Below are 21,314 nucleotides of genomic sequence, written 5' to 3'. Positions count from 1 at the left end.
CCTTAAATCCGGCAGACAGGCGAACAGCCACAGTATCGCTTGCCTGTGCATTATTCAATCAGCCTTGAGTGGAACATCCTGGAGTCCGGTTTGGCAGATGCTTCAACAGACATCGTCTTCATCGAAGGCCTGGCGGTAGAGACCGTTATCGGCGTGTACGACTGGGAACGCGACGTCACCCAGCGGCTGCTGGTAGACCTTGAAATGGCATGGGACAACCGTCGCCCGGGTGCCAGTGACGATGTGGCCGATGCCCTGGACTATGCTGCGGTGAGCGAGCGGGTAACTGCCGTGCTGCAGGCGCTGCAGCCAAAGTTGCTGGAGCGGGCGGCGGAAGAGCTGGCCGGGGTGCTGCAGAATGAGTTCGGGGTACGCTGGTTGCGATTAACCCTGCGAAAGCCTGGCGCCGTGCCGGCGGCCAGGGCGGTGGGTGTAAAAATTGAAAGGGGAGAGCGGTGATGGCCAGGGTGTATATCAGTATCGGCAGTAACATCGACCGCTACCGGCACGTAACGGCAGCACTGGATGCCTTGCAAAAATGGTTTGGTGAGCTGGTGATCTCGCCGGTGTACGAGAGCGAGTCGGTGGGCTTTGACGGTTCGGACTTTCTGAACCTGGTGGTGGGGGTGGAGACCGACTTGCCGGTTGGCGAGTTATCTGCCCGTTTCAAGCAACTGGAGCGGGAAAACGGGCGCAAGCCGGATGCTCCCAAGTTCAGCCCGCGAACGCTGGACCTGGATATCCTGACCTGGGGCAGTGTTACCGGCGTAACCGATGGCGTTGAATTGCCCCGGGCCGAGATTCTGAAGAATGCCTTTGTGCTGCGTCCACTGGCAGATATTGCGCCGGATGAGGTGCATCCGGTGTGTGGCAAGCGCTATGAGAGTCTGTGGCAGGCCTACAGCACCGACCAGAAACTCTGGCCGGTGGATTTCACCTGGCAGGGGCGGCGGATTTCACAGGCCGTTGGCTGACCGGAACCGCTCAATCAGGTGATCGGTGGCGCTGTCTCCTGCCGTGCCGTCACTCTTTTCGCCCAGCAGGCGCGGCAGGATTTCGTTGCCAATCTGCTTGCCCAGCTCCACGCCCCACTGATCAAAGCAGTCCACGTCCCAGATAACGCTCTGCACAAAGGTGCGGTGCTCATACAGCGCAACCAGCGCACCCAGTGTCTCCGGCGTTAGCTGTTCCATCATCAGGATGTTGCTGGGCTGGTTGCCGGGGATCACCTTGTGCGGGGCCAGCTCCTGCGCCGCATCTTCAGCCATGCCGCTATCCCGCAGTTCCTGAACGGCTTCCTCCCGGGTTTTCCCCGCCATCATCGCCCGTGCCTGGCTCAGGCAATTGGCAAACAGGGTGGCGTGGTGGTGTTCCACGGGGTTGTGGGACTTCAGCGGAATCACAAAGTCGGCGGGAATCAGCCGGGTGCCCTGATGGATCAGCTGGTGATAGGCATGCTGGCCGTTGGCGCCCACACCGCCCCAGAGAATCGGGCCGGTTGTGGAGTCCACCGGGGTACCCTGCTGGGTTACCCGCTTGCCGTTACTTTCCATATCCAGCTGTTGCAGGTGTTCCGGCAGGTGTTTCAGGTACTCGTCGTAGGGCAGTACCGCGTGGCTGCCGGCCCCCCAAAAGTTGTTGTACCAGACGCTCAGCATGGCCATCACCACCGGCAGGTTTCGCTCGGCCGGGGTGTTGCGGAAATGGCAGTCCATGGCATGGGCGCCGGCCAGCAGGGAACGGAAGTGTTCCATGCCCAGCGTCAGCGCGATGGGCAGGCCAATGGCCGACCACAGGGAATAACGGCCGCCCACCCAGTCCCACATGGGAAAGATGTTGTCAGCGGCAATGCCAAAGCCGGTTGCTGCTTCGATGTTGGTGGTGACAGCCATAAAGTGGCTGGCGATAGCCGTATCGGAGCCGCCATTGGCCAGGAACCATTGCCGGGCCACCAGGCTGTTATCAAGGGTTTCCTGGGTGCGGAAGGATTTGGACTGCACCAGGAACAGGGTGGTCTCCGGGTCCAGGGCCTTCAGGGTTTCGGAGATGTCGGTGCCGTCGATGTTGGCAACAAAGTGGCAGTTCAGGCCGCCCTGCCAGTAAGGCTTCAGGGCCTCGACCACCAGTTTCGGGCCCAGGAAGGAGCCGCCGATGCCAATGCTCACCACATCGGTCAAGCGTTTGCCGGTGTGGCCACGATGCTGGCCCCTGTGTATCGCTTCAACCAGCTGCTCCATGCGGGCCAGTGTGCTGTGCACTTCCGGCATGATGTTGCAGCCATCTACCTGTACGTCGGTATCGGCCGGCTGGCGCAGTGCCGTGTGCAGGGCCGGCCGGTTTTCGGTGATGTTGACGATGCCGCCGGTAAACAGGGCTTCTGTGCGCTGCTCCAGGCCACAGGCCCGGGCCAGGTCGGCCAGTGCGCTGAGGGTATTATCGGTCAGCCGGTTGCGGGAGAAGTCCAGGGTCAGGCCCGCAGCTTCGATCAGGTAGCGGGTGGCGCGCGTGGGATCGTCCCGGAACAGGTCTCGCATCGGGGTTTCGGCAAGTTTTTCTTTGTGCCGGATCAGCGCCTGCCACTCGGGCTTTTGGGTCAGTGCTGCCGTGATGTCTGGCATCAGAGTGTCCTTTCTGTCTGCCGCCTTCCCCGTTCGGGCAGGCGGCAGTTCCGGGTTCAGCGGGTTACGGAAATATTGTCGATCAGCCTTGTGGTGCCCAGGAAGGCGGCGACCAGCAGGGTGATCTCGCGGTCGGCTTCCGCTGCGGGTTTGAGGCTCAGGCTGTTCACGATATTAAAGTAATCCGGGCGCAGCCCGGCACCGGCCAGTGCCTCTTTGGCTTCCTGCTCCAGCGTGTTGAAGTCCGAACGGCCCTGCTCCAGCTGGCTGGCGACGCTGGTGAGTGTTTTGTACACCACCGGAGCGATGGCTCGCTCCTGGTCAGACAGGTAACCGTTGCGGGAGCTCTTGGCCAGGCCGTCGTCTTCGCGGATGGTCGGGGCGCCAATAATTTCGATGGGCATCATCAGGTCTCGCGCCATCTTGCGGATCACCGCCAGTTGCTGGAAATCCTTCTCGCCGAAGATGGCGATGTCAGGCTGTACCATGTTGAACAGCATGGTCACCACCGTGGCTACGCCTTCGAAATGCCCGGGGCGGCTGGCGCCGCAGTGGCCTTCGCTGACTTCCGGCACCAAAACCTTGGTCTGGTTGGCCAGGCCTTCCGGATAGATCTCGTCAACCGTGGGCGCAAACACCAGGGTGTTGCCGGCAGCTTCCAGCTGGGCCTGGTCTTCTGCCAGGGTGCGAGGGTACTTGTCCAGGTCTTCGCTGGCACCGAACTGCATCGGGTTCACGAAAATACTGGTGACCACGATATCAGCGGCTTCTGTGGCCTTGCGCACCAGGGAAATGTGGCCCTCATGCAGGTTGCCCATGGTGGGCACCAGCGCAATGGTTTTGTCCTGCTGACGGAACGCCTTCAGGATGCTGCGCAGTTCTTTCAGTGAATGTACGGTTCTCATGCCTTGAACGTATGCTCCTCGGCCGGGAATGAGCGGTCTTTAACGGCTTTTGCGTAGGCGGCAATGGCTTCCGGAATGGAGTCGGTCTCTGCCAGGAAGTTTTTCACAAAGCGCGGCTTACGGCCAGTGGTGACGCCGAGCATGTCGTGCAGCACCAGCACCTGACCGTCGGTGCCGTTGCCGGCGCCGATGCCGATGACCGGGGCTTTGACCGCCTGGGTGATGCGGGCAGCCAGCGGTGCGGGCACACATTCCAGCAGGATAACGTCGGCGCCAGCGGCTTCCAGTTCGCAGGCGTGTTCGATCATCGCCTCGGCGGCTTTGTCGTCACGGCCCTGTACCTTGTAGCCGCCGAACTTGTTGACGAACTGGGGGGTAAGGCCCAGGTGAGCACAGACCGGCACACCGCGTTCGCTCAGGGCCTCGATGGTGTCGCGCATCCAGTCGGTGCCTTCGAGTTTCACCATGTGGGCGCCGGCACGCATCAGTTCTGCGGCGTTGTCCAGGGCGTCGGCCACGGTGCCGTAAGACATGAAGGGCATGTCCGCCATGATCAGTGCGCCACGGTTGCCCCTGGCAACGCAGCTGGTGTGGTAGACCATGTGCTCCATGGTTACCGGCAGGGTGCTGTCATTGCCCTGAAGAACCATGCCGAGCGAGTCACCAATCAGGATCACGTCTACGCCCGCTTCACTGACCACCTGTGCAAAGGTGGCGTCATAGGAGGTGAGGGCAGAAAAGGCTTCGCCCTTTTGCTTGTATTCCCGCAGGGTGTTGATGGTAACTGCCATAGAATCCTTGCCTTTGAATAGATGAATGCCGGGGTATACCTGTTACAAGAGTAGCACGGAGTTGCCAGCTGTTAATCAGTTGCTTCCGCCTGTGGGTGGCAGTTTGCGCAGCTGATTGTCCGGACACTCGGACCGCAGCTGGTCGACGCGGCGGCCATCGGACAGGCTCAGTTCCGGGTTCAGGTCCAGCAGGGGTTGCAGCACGAAGTCCCGGTTTGCCAGCTCGGCGTGGGGTATCGTCAGCCGCTCATCTGCCAGCTGTTGGTCGCCATACAGAAGCAGGTCAAGATCCAGGGTGCGTGGCCCCCAGTGGCGCAGCCGCTCCCGGCCGTGGGCCTGTTCGATAGTTTGCAGGTGGTCCAGCAGCTGGTGTGGCGGCAGGGCCGTGCGCAGTTCGACAGCGCCATTCACAAAATCCGGTTGATCTTGCGGGCCCACGGGGCGGCTGGCGTAGAACGGCGACTGCGCCATCAGTGTGGTGTCCGGCAGGCTGGCCAGCTCGGCAACGGCGCGAGCAAGCTGGGCAGCGGGGTCCTGCAGGTTGCTGCCCAGACCGACGTAAGCCAGCACCGTCATGACTGAGGCGGCCGTTTCACCGGGCTGCGCTTGTGCCGGCGTTTGCGGGGCGCCGTGGCAGAGCCAAGCTGGGACAGCATTCTTTCCTGGCCGCGCTCGTCCACTCTCTGGAATTCGGTCCACCACTGGCCGAGGCCGGGTTCAATCTCACCAGCAGATTCCCGTACTAACAGGAAGTCGTAGGCAGCCCGGAAGCGGGGGTGGGTGAGCGTGGCAAAGGCCCGCTTGCCCTGGCGCCGGGGCAGGCGCATCTGCATTTCCCAGATTTCTTTCATGGGGCCGGAGAAACGCTTGGGAATGGATGTGGCCTGAACCTGGCGGCCGATAACCTTGCCGATAGCACCGTGCAGCGCCGGTTGCACCGGGTCGCCGTTGTCCTGGCGGCGGCGCCATTCCACCTGCAGGGCAGGCCACAGCATGGCGGCAAACAGGAAATACGGTGTTACCGATTTGCCCTGGGCGATGCGGGCATCGGTGTTGCGCAGGGCCTGGAGGATCAGTTCGTCGGGTTCGCCGGCTTCAATAGCACGGGCGGTCTCCGGGAACAGCGGCTCCAGCAGGTTGTATTGCTGCAGCAGGTTATAGGTGGCTTCGCCATGGCCGGCGGAGAACAGTTTCAGCACTTCATCAAACAGCCGGGCCGGCGGAATGTGGCTCAGCAGGGGCGCCAGCTCCCGGATCGGGGCCTCGGTTTCCGGTTCGATCTCGAACCCGAGCTTGGCGGCAAAGCGGATGGCCCGCAGCATGCGCACAGGGTCTTCCCGGTAGCGGGTTTCCGGATCACCGATCAGGCGGATCTGGTGGTTTTTCAAATCTTCCACGCCATTGGCGAAGTCGATAATGCTGAAGTCGCGGATGCAGTAGTACAGCGCGTTGATGGTGAAGTCGCGGCGCAGGGCGTCTTCTTCCTGGTTGCCGTATACGTTGTCCCGCAGCAGCAGGCCGTGCTCACTGGTGCGGTGCTCGTCGTCGGCAACATCGTCTTCTGCATCCCGGGCATTGCCCCGGAAGGTGGTGACTTCAATAACTTCACGGCCAAACACCACGTGCACAATACGGAACCGGCGGCCGATCAGGCGGGAGTTCCGGAACAGGTCGTGGACCTCTTCAGGGGTGGCATTGGTGGCGATGTCGAAGTCTTTGGGTTTGCCGCCGAGCAGGATGTCCCGCACGCCGCCACCCACCAGGTAGGCTTCGTAGCCGGCTTTGTTCAGCCGGTGCAGCACTTTCTTGGCCGGCTCGCTGATCATCGAGCGGGACACGTTGTGCTGATCCCTCGGGATCTCTTGCCGCTGGTAGTGTCTGGCTTTCTTTTTCCCGTTGCCGGGCATGAAAGAGCGGAGTTTTTCTACTAGTCGTCTAGGCATGGAATTCCGTGTTTGCGAGCCGCAAAAACGGGGATTTTAACGGTTTGCGCAGGAATTGCACACGTTTGGCGGGAATCGCTGGCAATAAAGTCGTTTCAGGGGGTGTTTCGGGAAGGTGTTTGGCTTTTGCGGAAGCCAGATAATCAAAAGGCGGGTTCGCGATTACGAACCCGCCCTGAAAGCGTTGACGATCTGCATTGTTCTTGTTGTTGTCGGGATTCTTTTTGATTTTTCTACCCCACCGTGTTGCCCCAAGGTCAGGGCTTATAAGCAACGCAAACGGAAAGCTTTGAATACATGAGCAGTCAGAAACATGGCGCGGGCTTTACAGTAGTTGCGGTGTCGCCTGGAAGACGATTCTTCTCCACTTCTACAACTCGCGCATGTTGTGGGACCACTAAAAAAGCAAAGTACCCAAAACACTCAGTTCGCTCGCGTCCTGTTTTTGTTTTTGTTACCGGACGCTCTTGCAGCTTTTTGTTTTTGTTTTGACGCCGCGTTGTCACTCTTGTTTTTGTTGTTGTGCGCTTAATAGGTTGCAGGGGGCGTGCCAGTTTTTGAAAAGTGTTTATTAACAGCGGGTTACGAAAAATGCAGATATAAGTGTTACCCCGTACCCGCTGGAAGTGTTACCTGTGTCACGTTATCTGGGGAGGGAGTGTTACCGTGAGGAACAGGGAGGTAACAAATGAACAGGGGCTCATTTGTTACCTTTCGGATGGTTAACTGCCGGCGCCTTTTTTACGGGGGATGCCCAGCCGCTGGCGGCGTTCCCACAGCGATTTACGGCTGATGCCGAGTTTCTGGGCCAGCTCGGTTTCACTCATACGATCTTGATTTTCAAGCACAAAGTGCTGGAAGTAGTCTTCCAGGGACAAGTCATTGGCAGAATCTGCGTCGCGGGTGGGCGTTTGTTCGTTGTCGCCTTCCACCAGGGTTTCCGGGATGTATTCGTCGCCGTAATCACTGTCCAGATCCAGCACAGAGGGGGTGATGACGTCGGTATCGGTCAGGATTGACGCCCGCTCGATGGCATTTTCCAGTTCCCGCACGTTACCAGGCCAGCGGTAACGCTCCAGGGCTTGCATGGCTTCCGGGCTCAGGCTGAGGTCCGGGCGTCCGAGTTTCTCTGCTTGCCGTTTCAGGAACCGGCTGGCCAGGCCCAGCACATCGCCCCGGCGTTCCCGCAGTGGCGGAATACGGATCTGCATCACGTTCAGGCGGTAATAAAGGTCTTCCCGGAACTCGCCGGTGCGGGTCATCGCTTTCAGGTTGCGGTGGGTAGCGGCGATCATCCGCACGTTTACTTTCTGGCTTTGGGTAGAGCCTACCCGGCGTATTTCGCTTTCCTGCAGTACCCGCAACAGGCGGGCCTGGGCTTCGGCGGGCAATTCGCCGATTTCGTCCAGGAACAGGCTGCCACCGTCGGCAGCTTCGATCAGGCCGGTACGGGCTGAAACCGCACCGGTAAAGGCGCCTTTTTCGTGGCCGAACAGTTCCGATTCAATCAGGCTCTCGGGGATGGCGGCGCAGTTTACCGAAATCAGGGGCTTGTTGGCCCGTGGGCTGAGCAGGTGCAGGGCCCGGGCGGCCAGTTCCTTACCGGTACCGGATTCGCCCTGGATAAGCACCGTGGTTTCTGTGGGGGCTACCTTGCGGATCAGGGTGAATACCTGCTGCATAGGCTCGCAGGTGCCAAACATGACGGTCGATGGATCACCGGATGGGGTGTCTGCGGTTCGGTCAGGGCCTTCATCGGCCCGGCTGCTGGCGGGCTCGTGGCCGCGGGCCAGGATGTTCTCCACAGCAGCCAGCATTTCGTCATGGTCGAAGGGCTTGGCAATGTAGTCCACAGCGCCCATTTTCATGGAGTCCACGGCGGAGCGCAGGCTGGCATAGCTGGTCATGATCAGCACCGGGGTGTCCGGCGCCCGGGTGATCATTTCGGTGCCGGGCGCGCCGGGCAGGCGCAGATCGGTGATGATCAGGTCAAAGCTGTCGGGGTCCAGCCCTTCGGCTTCTTCTACAGAGACGGCATCGGCCACTTCGTAGCCGGCGTGCTGCAGCAGTTTTCGGACTGCCGAGCGGATAATGTCTTCGTCTTCAACTATCAGAATACGGGGCATATTGCGTTCACGACCTTTCGTTCGGGCTGCTGTTGCCGGTATCGGTTTCTGGCTCGTAGGCGGGCAGGCGCAGCCTCATGCAGGTGCCGCGGCCGGTGGCTTTGTCGGCCGGGCTTTCTACCTGGATGTTGCCATAGTGTTCTTCAACAATACTGTACACCAGGGATAACCCCAGGCCCGTGCCTTTGTTGGGGGCCTTGGTGGTGTAAAAGGGCTCGAATATGTGGTCCAGCTGATCTGCCGGTATACCGGAGCCTTCATCAATCACCTCGATGATAGCGGAGTAGCCGTCGCCCTTACCATTGACCGTTATGGTACCTCCGTCTGGCGAGGCGTCCCTGGCGTTGGCCAACAGGTTAACAAATACCTGAACCAGCCGCTGCTCGTCGCCCAGCACCTGCATGGAGGGCGGGCAGTCGTTAACAAAGCGGATGCCCATGCCCCGTTCGCTGAGTGACAGCAGGTTGATGGATTCTTCCACGCAGCGGTGAATGTTGACCGGCTCATAGCGGTTTGCGTGGGCATGGTTGCCGGTACGGGCGAAGTTCATCAGGGATTGGAGGATGGCGGAAATGCGCCGGGTCTGCTGCTGTATCTGGTCTGCGGTTTCCAGGATGCCAGGGTCGTCGGTTTCCAGCTTCAGGTTCTGGGCCAGGGAGGAAATGCCGGTGACCGGGTTGCCGATTTCATGGGCCACGCCAGCGGCCAGGCGGCCAACAGAGGCCAGCCGTTCGCTGTGCATCAGTTCGTCTTCCAGCAGGCGGGTTTCGGTCTGGTCTTCCACCAGGATAATGGAACCGCCTTCGGTGTGGTCCGGGCCGCTCAGGGCCGCTTTGTGCAGGTTCAGCCAATGGGGCTTGCCCCGCAGGTCCAGCCGGTGCTTGTAGCGGTGTAGCTCCGAGCCCCGGTTAAAGTCATCCAGCAGGGTGTGCCAGTGCTCGGGAAGGGCCATCAGCCGGGCGCCCACCACTTCGTCAGCGGAAATGCCGGTGAGTGCTTCGATGGCGTGGTTCCACATCAGGATTTCGCCGTCCTCGCCCACCGAGCACGCCGGGATTGGCAGGTTCTGCAGGGTTTGCCGGTAATGCCGGCGCAGGTTGTCCAGTTCCCCGGCCAGGCCGGTCAGCTGGTTCTGGTAATCCCCCAGCGCCCGCTCCACATAGCGGATATCCTGGCCGGTGACGCCGTGGGTCAGAGGCTTGAAGCCCAGGTGCCGCTTTACAATATCCCGGGCCACCGAGGGCCCCAGCAGGCCGGACAGGTTGATTTCTATCTGGTCCCGCAGCCGGCGCAGCTGGTACGGCCGGAACTCCACATTGGGCAGTTTCAGCTGGGCCAGGGCCCGCTCCACTTCCCGCCGTGCCACGCTCTGGCCCAGCGGATCCGCCAGTTGCTGGATGAATTCCTTGGAGGATGCTGCCAGCAGTTCCCGGCGCTGGGGCCGGGACAGTGCGCCCAAGGAACAGGCCTGGGCAGCGCTGGTTTCTTCCGCCGACGCGGGGCTGATGATCGAGACCAGGGCAAAGACCGAGATATTCGCCGTCAGGCTGATAAAGGTAAAGATGTGCCAGTTGTCGTAGCCCGGGTTGATGGGCAGGTCGAGCCAGTACAGCAGATCCGTGGCAGACGAGAACGGCAGTACCAGCGTAAACAGCCAGATGGTCAGGCCGGTAACCAGACCCGCGACCAGCCCCCGGCGATTGCCTTCCGGCCAGTAGATGACTCCGAGCGCGCCGGGCAGCAGTTGCAGGGTGCCGGACAGGGAAATCGCGCCCAGAATGGACAGGTCCAGCTTCTGGCCGATGGTTTCGTGGAACAGCAGGGCCAGGAACAGGATAACGGCGATCAGAAGGCGCTTGACCCACTGCAGCCAGCGGTAGATGTCGCCCTGATCCTTCGGGGTTTTCAGAGGCAGCACAACGTGGTTCAGCACCATGCCGGCCAGGGCGAGGGTGCTGACAATCATCAGGCCGCTGGCGGCAGACAAACCGGCAATGTACATCAGCATGGTCAGGGCCGGGCTGCCCAGCGCCTGGGCAACGCCGATACTGAAGAAGGCGGGCGGCGAGGTTACGTCCAGTGCCTGGGCGCCCCAGACTATCAGCGGAACCGGCAGGCCCACCAGCAGCAGGTACAGCGGCAGGCCCCAGCTGGCCTTGGCCAGCGCCCGGGGTGACGGGTTTTCGCTGAAGGTCATGTGGTACATGTGCGGCAGCACAAGGGCGGCGGCGAAGGACATCAGCAGCAGGGCGCGCCAGCTGCCGTCGTTGATAGCCATGGTCATGGCCGCTTCCGGGTGGGAATTCTGCGCCAGCCAGTCGTCCAGCCCGCGGGTGCCATCGAAGACACCGAACAGGATGACGCCGCCAAGCACCAGCAGGGCGATGACCTTCACCAGCGAGTCGAAGGCAATGGCCAGTACCAGGCCCTGATGGTTGCCGGAACTCTGATGCCGTCGTGCCCCGAACAGCATGGTGAACAACACCACGATCAGGGCAAACATCACGCTGATGGCTTCCGGTGAGGTGGCCGGCGCCAGCAGGCTGGCAGATACGGTAACCGCCTGTATCTGCATGCTCAGCAAGGACAGGATAGCGGCGGCGGAACAGAGGGTTACCAGGGTGCCCGCCCACTGGCTGCGATACCGGTAGGCGAACAGGTCGGCCAGGGATGTGAGCTGGTAGGCCCGGGCAATTCTCAGAATGGGGTTAAGCAGCACCGGTGCCAGCAAAAACGCACCACTGATGCCCAGGTAATAGGCCAGGAAGCCGTAGCCGGACTCCGCTGCCATGCCAATGGCGCCATACACGGCCCAGATGCCGGCATAGACCCCGAGGCTGAGGGTATACACCAGGGGGTGACGCACCCAGCGGCGCATCATTGTGCCCTGTTCGGTGCCCCAGGCAATACCGAACAGCAGGACAAGGTAAAGAAGGCTGGCCAGTAACAGGCCGGTGGCACTAAAACTCATTGGGATCCCGTCGCCATTCCAGCCAGACGCCGATGGCTATCAGCCCGCCCCAGATCACATAGGGGCTGTACCAGACGTTATCCGGCGACGTCCACCAATCCAGGATGTTCGGGGAAAAAATATAGATGGCCAGTACCAGCAGAAAAACCAGACGGTAAATGTACATCGGCTCAGTGGTCCGAACGGGTGTGTGTACCGGGGGTTATACCACGGGCCTGCCGGGATGTCAGGGGAATAGCCTGTCGCTGCCAGTTTGCCCGGCCCCAGGCCAGTATCGCGTCCACACCGCGAGCGGCCAGTTCCGGTGGCGGATTTTGTCCCAGCGCCTGCAGTGCCTGAACCAGGTTCTCTGCCGGGCGGGTATCGTCCAGTGCCGGGGCATGGGTCTGTTTGCTCAGTTTCTGGCCCTGGTCATTCAGGATCACCGGAATATGCAGCCAGTGGGGCGGCTGTGCGCCCAGGGCCCGGTAGATCTGTTGCTGCTGGGCGGTCATGTCCAGCAGGTCTGAGCCACGAACAATGTGGGTGATGCCCTGGTCGATGTCGTCCACCACCACCGCCAGCTGGTAGGCGTAGAAGCCTTCCTTGCGCAGGATGACCGGGTCGTCGATTTCGGCATGTACCTGCTGTTGCTGCGGGCCCAGCAGCTGATCATGCCAGTGGCTGGTTTCGTCCTGCAGGGCAAAGCGGATGGCGAAAGGCTCGTTGCCGACACCGGCAGTGCCGTTGCGACAGTGGTTCGGGTGCCGGCCACCATGGGCTTGCAGTTGTTTGCGGGAACAGCGGCAGCGATATGCCTTGCCGGATTCCAGCAGCTGGGCGATGGCGGCCTGGTAGGCGCCATGGCGCTTTGACTGAAAGCGTATCGGTTCGTCCGGGAACAGGCCGTGGCAGTCCAGGGAATGGAGGATTTGTCCGGTGGCTTCGGGTGGTTCCCGCAGGGGGTCCAGATCTTCGATTCGTACCAGCCAGTCACCGCCAGCGGTTCGGGCTTCCAGCCAGCTGGCCAGGGCCGTAACCAGTGAGCCGAAGTGCAGGGGGCCGGTTGGGGAAGGCGCAAAGCGCCCGCGGTAGCGGGGTTGCTTCATAGGGAGTCATCTGGCCGGCAGCGGGTGCTGCCGGCCATTGAGGCGTGATCAGATGCCAGTCTGGCGCTCGCGGATTTCTGCCAGGGTTTTACAGTCGATGCAGAGCGTGGCTGTCGGGCGGGCCTCCAGCCGGCGAATACCGATTTCCACACCGCACTGGTCGCAAAAACCGTAGTCGTCTTTGTCGATGCGGTCGATGGTCTGGTCAATCTTCTTGATCAGTTTACGCTCACGGTCCCGTGTGCGCAGTTCCAGGCTGAACTCTTCTTCCTGGGTTGCGCGATCGCTGGGATCCGCGTAGTTTGCGGCGTCTTCCTGCATATGGTGCATGGTGCGGTCCACTTCTTCCATCAGCTCCTGTTTCCATTGCAGGAGCAGATCTTTGAAGTGCTGCAGCATGTCAGCACTCATATACTCTTCACCCTTCTTCATTTCATAAGGGGTGAAGTTGGTAAAACGTTCGCGTGGTTGTTCTGCAGTGTTTGCCATTGAACCCGGCCTCTTGTTTGTACTTCACAAGAACGCTTTGCTTCCGCCGCGCCAGCGTGGCTGCGCGGTTTAACCCTGGATAAAGCATTCGTCCTGAATCGGGAGTTTGCGGAAAATAGCAGATAAGTTACGGGGGTGCCAGCCCTGTAACGCCGACTTTATGGGGAGATCACGTGAAGTTTCCTGAACCTTTGGTGGAAGGGCGCCTGATCCGGCGCTACAAACGCTTTCTGGCGGATGTCCGCCTGCCCGGTGGCGAGGAGGTAACCGCTCACTGTCCCAACACCGGTTCCATGCTGGGGTGCCAGCCGGAGAACGCCAGGGTGTGGCTCAGCCGCAGCGACAACCCCAAGCGCAAGCTGCAATACACCTGGGAGTTGGTGGAAACCTCACCCGGGGTGCTGGCCTGTGTGAATACGGCGCGGCCCAATGCCCAGGCCCGGCATGCCATTGAAAGCGGCGTGGTAGAGGAGTTGGCCGGGTACAGTACGGTCCGTAGCGAAGTGCGGTACGGTGAGGAAAAAAGCCGGATTGACCTGCTGCTCTCCGGCCATGCCAGCGAGCCGGATGCCTGGGTGGAGGTCAAGAATGTCACCCTGGCCGAAGGCGGGCGGGGCTATTTTCCGGATGCGGTCACCGAGCGGGGCCAGAAGCACTTGCGTGAGTTGATGGCGCAGGTGGCAAAGGGCGACCGTGGGGTGCTGTTCTTCCTGGTGAACCACACCGGTATCGAAGAAGTACGCCCGGCAGACCACATCGACGCCCGTTATGGCCAGTTACTGCGCCAGGCTTGTGAAGCGGGGGTGGAAGTGGTGGCTTATCGGTCTGCCCTGGCCGGTGACGATGGTAACCCCACCGGCCGGCTGGACCTGACAGAAGCGGTACCGGTCAACCTGGAGCCCTGACCGGTACCCTGAGGGCTTACTGGGCCGGAGCCAGGCCCAGGTGCTGGCGGATACGGTCTGCCACTGCCTCGGCCACATGCTCCTGCTCGGTGTGCAGGTGCACGGTGTGGGTTTTCTCTTCCGTGGTCAGGGGTTCGAACCAGCTTTGCTGGGCATCCAGCAGCTCTTCGGTAGCCTCGGAGGCATCCCCTTTGCGTTTGCGCACCCATTCCCGGCGCAGTTGTTCCGGTGCTTCGCAGTGCAGCAGGGCAAAGGGCACGCCCTGGTTTTCCGCGACACTGGCAAACAGGTTGCGTTCATGTTCCTTCAGGCAGGCGGCATCTACGATCACGGAGGCGCCGGAGGCCAGCAGGTCACCGGCCAGGTTCGCCAGGTGCTGATAGGTTTGCTCTGTTACTTCCGGGCTGTAGAGGTCTTCACCCAGGCCTGACTTGCTGCTGTCCAGCGGCCCCAGGCCATGCAGGCGCTTGCGCTCGACATCCGAACGCAGCCGAATCAGCCCCAACTCGCCGGCCATGGCGGCACTTACACAGGTCTTGCCGCTGGCAGAAAGCCCGGTGGTGGCCAGCAGGTAATGGTTGGGAATGGCGCCGTAGTTTTCCGCCAGCTGGGCGTAGCCGCGATAGCGCTGCATCAGTTCTTCCCGCTCCTGCTCGTTCAGGCTCGGATTGCCCATGGTGAACAGGGCAATCTTGGCCCGAACCATGGCGCGGTAGGCTTTGTACAGGGGCAGCAGTGCCAGTCCTTCGAAGTCGCCGCGGTATTCCAGGTAGGTGTTCAGAACCAGGTTGGCCAGCGCCGGCTCGTTCCGGGATTCCAGGTCCATCAGCAGGAAGGCCAGGTCGTTAATCACATCAATCCAGCGGAACGGCTCGTTGAATTCGATGCAGTCGAACACCGTTACCTTGTCGTTGAATACGGTGATATTGGCCAGGTGCAGGTCGCCATGGCACTCCCGCACCAGGCCGTTGGCCCGGCGGCTGGCGATCAGCTCGCGGTGGCGTTCAAAGGTGGTGCGGGTCCAGTCTTCCAGGGCGTCCAGCTGGGTCAGCAGGGCCTTGTCTTCCAGCAGGGGGCGGACCTGGTCGAAGTTCTCCTGCATGGCGGCGTAGACGGCTTCCGGTGTGCCTAGCGGCTTGTCATCGGTAATGGCGGGCAGGCTGTCGTGGAACTCTGCGGCTTGCCTTGCCACGCTGGCCAGCAGCTCGGCCGTCAGCCCGCCCCGTTCCTGGCGACGGTCGAACAGCTCGTCCTGGTTGAACTGGCGCATGCGGATGGCGTATTCGAAGGGCTCGCCTGCACCGCCGATTTGTGGTTGCTCCGGGCTGCCGGTGATGGGCAGTACATCCAGGTAAAGCTCCGAGGCCAGCCGGCGGTTAAGCCGCAGCTCCTCTTCGCAGAAATGTTTGCGGCGTTCGAGGGTCGAGAAGTTGAGGAAGCCGAAATCCATAGGCTTCTTGATCTTGTAGGCGTAGTCGCCGGTCAGCAGAACCTGGGAAATATGGGTTTCGATAACCCGGAAATCCTTCACCGGGTGGTCGTACAATTCCGGGTTCTGCAGTGCCTTCACCAGTGTATCCGGGGCGTTCTCGCTCACATTGTTCTCCTGGGTTCCCTGAACTCGTTGATTTTTCTTGGCCTATCATAGCGGGCAGATTACAGAAATAACACATTACAGGCCTGCCGGTCGCCCATGTGGCTTCGTTATAATCGCGGCATGAGTAAATCATCTTCTTCCCGTAAAAAATCTCCCAAATCCCGCTCCGGAAACCAGAAATCCGGCTTCTGGCGTTTCATGTTCCGGGCCGGTGCCCTGGGGCTGGTCTTGCTGGCCGGCTGGATGGTGTACCTAGATGCAGTGGTCACCTCCCGTTTCGAAGGCCGGCGCTTTGAGGTGCCATCCCGCGTGTATGCCCGGCCACTGGAACTGTATGACGGCGCCAGCGTAAGCGCAGGGGGCCTGGTGCGTGAACTGGAGCTGTCCGGTTATCGCAAGGGCGATGGCGTGCGGGCCGGCACTTATCAGCGTAATGGTGGCCGTTTTGTCATCAGTACCCGTGGTTTCCTGTTCCCGGACGGTGAAGAAGCCCGGCGCAGGTTATCGCTGGTGGTGAGTGGCGACAGGGTCAGCTCGTTTTCAGTGCTGGCGGGGCCATCGGCTGCGATTGTGCGGCTGGAACCGGCACGCATTGGGGGTATCTACCCGGCCCATCGGGAAGACCGGGTACTGGTGCAGCTGGAAGAGGTTCCGGAATTGCTGCCGCTGGGCCTGATGGCGGTGGAAGACCGCCGTTTCTACGACCACTTTGGCGTTGCGCCGCTGTCCATTGCCCGGGCCATGCTGGCCAATATCAAGGCGGGCGGGATTGTTCAGGGCGGTAGCACCCTGACCCAGCAGCTGGTGAAAAACTTCTTCCTGAGTCGGGAGCAGACACTGGTTCGTAAAGGCAACGAAGCCCTGATGTCGATTTTGCTGGAACTGCATTACGACAAAGACGACATCCTGGAAACCTACCTGAACGAAGTGTATCTGGGGCAGGCGGGCACCCGCAGCATTCATGGTTTCGGCCTGGCCAGCCAGTTCTATTTCGGTGAAAGCCTGAAAGACCTGGCCCCGCACCAGCTGGCACTGTTGATTGGTATGGTAAAGGGCCCCAGCTATTACAATCCTCGCCGACACCCGGAACGGGCCACGTCGCGCCGGAACCTGGTGCTGGATGAAATGGCCGAGGCCGGGCTGCTGGCCGAACCGGAGCTGGCGAAGCAGAAATCACGGCCGCTGGGCGTAAGCGCAAAGCCTTCGTTTACCGAGAACCGTTACCCTGCCTACATCGACCTGGTACACCGGCACCTGGCCCGGGATTACCAGCAGGAAGACCTGCAGAGCGAGGGGCTGCGTATTTTCACCACACTGGACCCTGCAGTGCAGCATGCTTCGGAAACAGCGGTCAGCAAAACCCTGCCGAAACTGGCCAATGCGGATGAACTGGAAGCCGCACTGGTGGTTACCGCAAAGGATACCGGTGAGGTACTGGCACTGGTGGGTGGCAAGGATCCGCAATTTGCCGGCTTTAACCGGGCGGTGGATGCCCACCGGCCGATGGGTTCTCTGATCAAGCCGTTTGTTTACCTGACTGCCCTGGAACAGCCGGATCGTTACACGCTGATCACGCCGGTTAAAGACCAGGCGTTCACCCTGGAATTCGATGACGGCCGGCTCTGGCAGCCAAAAAACTTTGATAAGGAAGAGCGCGGCGAAGTGCCCTTGCACCTGGCCCTGTCCAAATCCTATAACCTGCCTGCGGTGCGGGTGGGGCTGGATATCGGCATTCCGAATGTTCAGCAAACACTCCGGGATTTCGGGGTAACCACGCCGATATCCGATTACCCGTCGATGTTGCTGGGTTCTGTGTCCCTGGCTCCGGTGGATGTGGCCCAGCTGTATCAGGGCCTGGCCACCGGCGGTTTCAACACGCCCTTGCGCACCATCCGGGAAGTGACCGATGCCGATAACGAGCCGTTGTCCCGCTACAACCTGAAAGTAGACCAGGTGGCAGACCCGGCCGCCGTGCACCTGGTGCAGTACGCCATGCAGGAAACCATGCAGGAAGGCACCGGCCGCTCTGCCTACTATACCTTGCCTGACCAGCTCACCCTGGCCGGTAAGACCGGCACCACCGATGATGGCCGGGATGCCTGGTTTGCCGGCTTCAGCGGCGACTTGCTGGCGGTGGCCTGGGTGGGCCGTGACGACAACGGGCCAACGGTGCTGACCGGCGCCTCTGGCGCGCTGCCGGTGTGGTCATCCATGATGTCGCAGATTCCCCAGCACGGGTTTTCACCGGTAATGCCGGACGGCGTGCAGTATCATTGGGTAGATGCCGAGGCCCAGGCCCTGACCGGTGAGGGCTGTGCCAATGCCCGGCTGGTGCCATTTATCACCGGCAGCGAGCCGGTAATGAGCACAGATTGCAACGGCGATATCGGCCGGCAAATTCGCAGTTGGTTTGAAGGATTGTTCCAATGATAAAAGTAACCAGTATCCGTTTCGCACCGCTTGCCCTGGCGCTGGCCCTGGCGGGTTGTGCCAGCGGCCCCGGTGGTGGCTCCATTTATGTGCCGATGGGCGGCGGCGAGCCCTCCCGGGCACCCGAGCCGCCGAGAACTGCGGAGCCTGAACGGAATTCTGAACAGGAGCCTCGTGTCTGGCGCAAAAGCGAAGAGCCCGCCGTGAGCGAGCCGGAACAGCCGTCCCGTACCCCTAGCTACCGGGAATCCGGGGACGCCCTGCCTGCAGCGGCGGTAACCCTGATTCGGGATGCCGACCAGCGTTTGCAACAAGGGGATTCTGCCGGAGCAATCTCCAGTCTGGAGCGGGCACAGCGAATCGCGCCCCGTTCTGCAGAGGTCTATTTCAAGCTGGCAGAAGCCTATGTGGCCGGTGACAACCTGGGTGCGGCGGAGCAGTTCACCCTGAAGGGGCTGTCGCTGGCGGGCAACAACTCAAGCCTGCAGCGTTCAGGCTGGCTGTTGCTGGCGGATATCCGTCGGGCGAGGGGAAATGTTGCGGGGGCCAGCCAGGCGGAGGATCGGGCCCGGGCGTTGTAAGGCTGAACGGGGCTGCTAATTGGCAGCCCCGTAATGGTTTAGAAGTTTACAGTGGTTGTTTCTCCAGCCGTTACGGTAGCGTTCTGGCCGTTGGTGAAGTTCAGTTCATCGTCTGATGGGTTGCCTTCCGTATCCTCGATCAGGTCGCTGTCGCAGGTGTAGCTGACCGTGTAGTCACCTTCCGGAATGAAGCTTGCCTGGTAGCTGTACTCCTCTCCGTATTCGACTGGCACCACGACCAATGGCTCGTTGGCACTGCCAATGTCATCAGGGGTCTGGTCCGCTCCGGCATGCACATAAATATTGCCCAAGAAACCATCTGTTGTGGCCACGCCCCCGCAAGCCTCAGTGATCAGTTCCGCACTGACTGCGCCGGTAATCGTACCAACCTGGGCGTTATCAACCAGGCGAAGTACCGGCTTCAGCTTGTAACTGTTCGGGTCGTTCTGGGGGTTAACGATCGACTTCCTGACGTCAAAATCAATGGTGATTGCTACTTCGCCGCCAGCAGGCACCGTGAATCCGCTGGTTTGAATGCCTCGGGCTGAGGGAGTGGTAAGCGGGTATTCCCCGCCGTCAATCACGATGTTGTTGTTTTCGCCGATTTCCAGTCTTACCCACTCGTACTCGCCGGCATCCAGCTCTTCCCGATCCAGAAGGGCCTTTACTTGGCCGTTCTGGTAATCAAGCAGGTTTACCGGCTCGGGAATCTCCAGCTCGTATCTCACCGGAGAACCATCCTGGTGCTTGAGTACAAGCGCTGTGACTTCGATGTTTACGGCCTCGGCATGGTCTACAGGCGCATCCGTCAGCCCCACAGAGACCGTGCCGGTCTGTCCGCTGCTGCCTCCGTCGCCGCCACTGCCACCGCAGGCAGCCAGGGCGCCGGCGAGGGCGGAAACTGCGAATACCTTGGTTGAATTCTTCATAAATCCTCCGGTTTGTATTCTTTCCGTTGTAAGTCCGGCGTTGTGGTCGCCAGTATTTAGCTCACGAAGCCGTTGCGGGTGGGGTTCCATCACTTTGATTAACATTTGCACATGTTTTGGCCATAGTGCGTGGCAAGTGCATGGCGGGCGCAGCTGTTATAGACTGCGCGCATCCCGAAACCGCAACCAGGCAGTCGTTTTTTGGCAATCCTTCCGTTTCGTCCCTCAGCCCAGAAGCGTTTTCAGCGTATGGTGCAGCCGCACCTGCAAACTATGCACAGCTTCGCCTGTCGGTTGACCGGCAACAGCCAGGATGCCGAAGACCTTGTGCAGGATGTGGTGGTCAAACTTTACCCCCGGCTTGATGAACTCGAATCCGTAGACCAGCTGCGCCCGTGGCTGAACCGGGTTCTGTACCGGCAGTTTATTGATGGCCTGCGCAAGAAGCGTCGCCAGGCGGACCAGCCGGTGAGTGACCTGATGGACGCCGACAGCCAGTCAGACTGGCTGGATTCACTGGAAGCGGACGACCATTCACCGGAACTGGCCCTGGGGCAGGCGCAGCTGGGCCCGATGCTGGACAAGGCGTTGGCACGATTGTCACCGGATCAGCGCACGTTGTTGCTGCTGCACGATGTGGATGGCTGGCGCCAGGAAGATGTTGCCGAGGTGCTGGGTGTGCCGGTGGGAACGGTAAAATCCCGCTTGCACCGGTGCCGGGCCAACCTGCGAAAATTTCTTCAGGAATGCATGGAACCGGAACCCGGTTCCGGGCGTCAGGAACTGTGAGGTGATGACTATGTCCTGTTCGCAAATCCGATCACAATTGCCTGACTTTATCAGGAATCAGCTGGCTTCCGGGGAGGCGCAGCAGGTGCTCGCGCACCTGGAACACTGCCAGTCCTGTGCCCGGCAGGCAGAGATCGAAGCGGTCCTGAAGGATGAGCTGGCCAGTCGCTATGCGGTACCGGCTGCTTCGACGGATTTCGAAAGCCGGGTGTTGGCTGCGGCATCCGGTTCCGGTCAGGGCCGCAAGGTTCACCTGGCCTGGGGTGGTGCGGTAGCTGCCGCCCTGGTACTCGGGCTGATGCTGGGGCGTGTAATGCCGGAGCCGGACCCTGTGCCGCAACTGGCCAGTGAGCCGGCGCCGGAGGAGCAGAGTGCTGGCCCGATGCCGGAGCCCGTGGACAGAACGGTACGGCTGGCCTTCACGGCCGGTGAGCCCCTGGATAATGTCACGCTTACCCTGGCGTTGCCGCCCCATGTGGAACTGTCCGGATTGCCGGGCCAGCGCCGGGTTAGCTGGCAGGTCAACCTTGAACAGGGCGATAACGTGCTGGCCCTGCCCCTGAAAATCCTGTTTCCCGGTGCCGGTGAGCTGATTGCAGAACTGGATGCCAACGGGCGACAGAAGGTGTTCCGGGCGGTTGTGCCCCAGCATCCCGGTAACAGTGTGCCCAATGAGCAGGAGGAACCGGCAACATGAGTGTTGGTAAAAACCTAACGTTTGGCGGTTGGCTGCTGACCACCAGTTTGCTGGTTGTGGCGCCCTTGGCTGCGGCGAATGACCTGGATGTCACCATGCGTATGGTGGAAGACAGCGAAGACCTGACCAACTCGGTTACCAGCGAAATCCGCCTGCCGGAATTACCGGTGTTACAAGGCAAGGCAAGCGACCAGGGACGGGCTCGTCCGGATGCTCCGGGGCGTGAAGTGTCAAAAGATGCCCGCGAGCGTGGCCGCGACTTTGGCCAGTCAGTGTCTGAACGGGCCAGGGAAGCTCGGGAAAAAAAGCCGGAACCGGGAATTGACCGGCTGCCACAGCCGGCTCTGGATGCCCGTGAGCGCAAGCCAGATATGCCGCCACAATCGTCACGTCCGTAATTTCTCACTTATGGTAACCTCAAAACCCTGACAGCCCGGCCTTACCCGGGCTTATCT

The 21,314-nt window shown here is 60.8% G+C and carries 20 protein-coding genes; 8 read left to right on the top strand and 12 right to left on the bottom strand.

Going from position 1 to position 21,314, the window contains the following annotated elements:
- Positions 1-90: 90 nt before the first annotated feature.
- The gene (folB, locus tag AQ621_RS01015; protein WP_058340008.1) at positions 91-459 is read left to right on the top strand and encodes a dihydroneopterin aldolase; all 369 of its coding nucleotides are present in this window, start codon (positions 91-93) and stop codon (positions 457-459) included.
- The gene (gene folK / locus AQ621_RS01010) at positions 459-974 is read left to right on the top strand and encodes a 2-amino-4-hydroxy-6-hydroxymethyldihydropteridine diphosphokinase (RefSeq protein WP_058339902.1); all 516 of its coding nucleotides are present in this window, start codon (positions 459-461) and stop codon (positions 972-974) included. The genes folB and folK (AQ621_RS01010) overlap by 1 nt, the downstream gene beginning before the upstream one ends.
- Here folK (AQ621_RS01010) and pgi read toward each other — a convergent pair.
- The 10 genes from pgi to dksA form a co-directional block, all read right to left on the bottom strand.
- Positions 957-2,618 (bottom strand): glucose-6-phosphate isomerase, encoded by a 1,662-nt coding sequence (gene pgi, locus AQ621_RS01005; RefSeq protein WP_058339901.1) that lies wholly within the window; start codon positions 2,616-2,618, stop codon positions 957-959. The two genes, folK (AQ621_RS01010) and pgi, sit on opposite strands and share 18 nt — an antisense overlap.
- Positions 2,619-2,674: 56 nt before the next feature.
- Entirely contained in the window at positions 2,675-3,523 is an 849-nt protein-coding gene (panC, locus tag AQ621_RS01000; RefSeq protein WP_058339900.1) for a pantoate--beta-alanine ligase, read from the bottom strand.
- Positions 3,520-4,314 (bottom strand): 3-methyl-2-oxobutanoate hydroxymethyltransferase, encoded by a 795-nt coding sequence (gene panB, locus AQ621_RS00995; protein ID WP_058339899.1) that lies wholly within the window; start codon positions 4,312-4,314, stop codon positions 3,520-3,522. Before panB ends, panC begins: the two co-directional genes overlap by 4 nt.
- A 75-nt stretch (positions 4,315-4,389) precedes the next feature.
- Complete coding sequence (gene folK / locus AQ621_RS00990) at positions 4,390-4,890, bottom strand: 2-amino-4-hydroxy-6-hydroxymethyldihydropteridine diphosphokinase (protein ID WP_058339898.1); 501 nt, start codon at positions 4,888-4,890, stop codon at positions 4,390-4,392.
- A complete protein-coding gene (pcnB, locus tag AQ621_RS00985) occupies positions 4,887-6,257 on the bottom strand; it encodes a polynucleotide adenylyltransferase PcnB (protein ID WP_058339897.1) in 1,371 nt (456 codons plus the stop codon). Before pcnB ends, folK (AQ621_RS00990) begins: the two co-directional genes overlap by 4 nt.
- Positions 6,258-6,979: 722 nt before the next feature.
- Complete coding sequence (locus tag AQ621_RS00980) at positions 6,980-8,383, bottom strand: sigma-54-dependent transcriptional regulator (protein ID WP_058339896.1); 1,404 nt, start codon at positions 8,381-8,383, stop codon at positions 6,980-6,982.
- A 7-nt stretch (positions 8,384-8,390) separates the two neighbouring features.
- Entirely contained in the window at positions 8,391-11,354 is a 2,964-nt protein-coding gene (locus AQ621_RS00975; protein ID WP_058339895.1) for an ATP-binding protein, read from the bottom strand.
- Positions 11,344-11,520 carry a hypothetical protein gene (locus AQ621_RS17665; RefSeq protein WP_022990235.1) on the bottom strand — a complete coding sequence of 59 codons (177 nt, stop codon included), beginning with the start codon at positions 11,518-11,520 and terminating at the stop codon, positions 11,344-11,346. The genes AQ621_RS00975 and AQ621_RS17665 overlap by 11 nt, the downstream gene beginning before the upstream one ends.
- Before the next feature lie 4 nt (positions 11,521-11,524).
- Positions 11,525-12,442 carry a tRNA glutamyl-Q(34) synthetase GluQRS gene (gene gluQRS, locus AQ621_RS00965; protein ID WP_058339894.1) on the bottom strand — a complete coding sequence of 306 codons (918 nt, stop codon included), beginning with the start codon at positions 12,440-12,442 and terminating at the stop codon, positions 11,525-11,527.
- Between the two features lie 48 nt (positions 12,443-12,490).
- A complete protein-coding gene (gene dksA / locus AQ621_RS00960; protein WP_022990237.1) occupies positions 12,491-12,931 on the bottom strand; it encodes an RNA polymerase-binding protein DksA in 441 nt (146 codons plus the stop codon).
- A 173-nt stretch (positions 12,932-13,104) separates the two neighbouring features.
- Between dksA and sfsA the strand changes: the two genes are divergently transcribed.
- Positions 13,105-13,836 (top strand): DNA/RNA nuclease SfsA, encoded by a 732-nt coding sequence (gene sfsA, locus AQ621_RS00955; RefSeq protein ID WP_022990238.1) that lies wholly within the window; start codon positions 13,105-13,107, stop codon positions 13,834-13,836.
- Between the two features lie 16 nt (positions 13,837-13,852).
- Here sfsA and AQ621_RS00950 read toward each other — a convergent pair whose 3' ends face one another.
- Complete coding sequence (locus tag AQ621_RS00950) at positions 13,853-15,433, bottom strand: bifunctional aminoglycoside phosphotransferase/ATP-binding protein (RefSeq protein ID WP_058339893.1); 1,581 nt, start codon at positions 15,431-15,433, stop codon at positions 13,853-13,855.
- Positions 15,434-15,553: 120 nt separating this feature from the next.
- On the opposite strand from AQ621_RS00950, the gene mrcB reads away from it, so the two are divergent.
- Positions 15,554-17,863, top strand: a complete 2,310-nt coding sequence (mrcB, locus tag AQ621_RS00945; RefSeq protein ID WP_058340007.1) for a penicillin-binding protein 1B — start codon at positions 15,554-15,556, stop codon at positions 17,861-17,863.
- Positions 17,860-18,444 (top strand): tetratricopeptide repeat protein, encoded by a 585-nt coding sequence (locus AQ621_RS00940; protein ID WP_058339892.1) that lies wholly within the window; start codon positions 17,860-17,862, stop codon positions 18,442-18,444. The genes mrcB and AQ621_RS00940 overlap by 4 nt, the downstream gene beginning before the upstream one ends.
- A 38-nt stretch (positions 18,445-18,482) precedes the next feature.
- On the opposite strand, the gene AQ621_RS00935 is transcribed toward AQ621_RS00940, so the two are convergent.
- Entirely contained in the window at positions 18,483-19,373 is an 891-nt protein-coding gene (locus AQ621_RS00935) for a DUF4382 domain-containing protein (protein ID WP_058339891.1), read from the bottom strand.
- A 201-nt stretch (positions 19,374-19,574) separates the two neighbouring features.
- Here AQ621_RS00935 and AQ621_RS00930 point away from each other — a divergent pair, with 201 nt between their 5' ends.
- The 3 genes from AQ621_RS00930 to AQ621_RS00920 are packed head-to-tail and all read left to right on the top strand — an operon-like array spanning position 19,575 to position 21,257.
- Positions 19,575-20,162: an RNA polymerase sigma factor gene (locus tag AQ621_RS00930; RefSeq protein WP_227508192.1), complete on the top strand. Its 588-nt coding sequence runs from the start codon at positions 19,575-19,577 to the stop codon at positions 20,160-20,162.
- A 10-nt stretch (positions 20,163-20,172) separates the two neighbouring features.
- Complete coding sequence (locus AQ621_RS00925) at positions 20,173-20,859, top strand: anti-sigma factor family protein (protein ID WP_227508191.1); 687 nt, start codon at positions 20,173-20,175, stop codon at positions 20,857-20,859.
- Positions 20,856-21,257 (top strand): hypothetical protein, encoded by a 402-nt coding sequence (locus AQ621_RS00920; protein ID WP_058339890.1) that lies wholly within the window; start codon positions 20,856-20,858, stop codon positions 21,255-21,257. The genes AQ621_RS00925 and AQ621_RS00920 overlap by 4 nt, the downstream gene beginning before the upstream one ends.
- Positions 21,258-21,314 lie beyond the last annotated feature (57 nt).

Origin of the sequence: Marinobacter sp. P4B1, assembly GCF_001447135.1 — a bacterium.
In the GTDB taxonomy this organism is placed as follows: Bacteria; Pseudomonadota; Gammaproteobacteria; order Pseudomonadales; family Oleiphilaceae; genus Marinobacter; species Marinobacter vinifirmus.
Note: the sequence above shows the minus strand (reverse complement) of the source record. Positions and strands in the feature narration are given on the sequence as shown.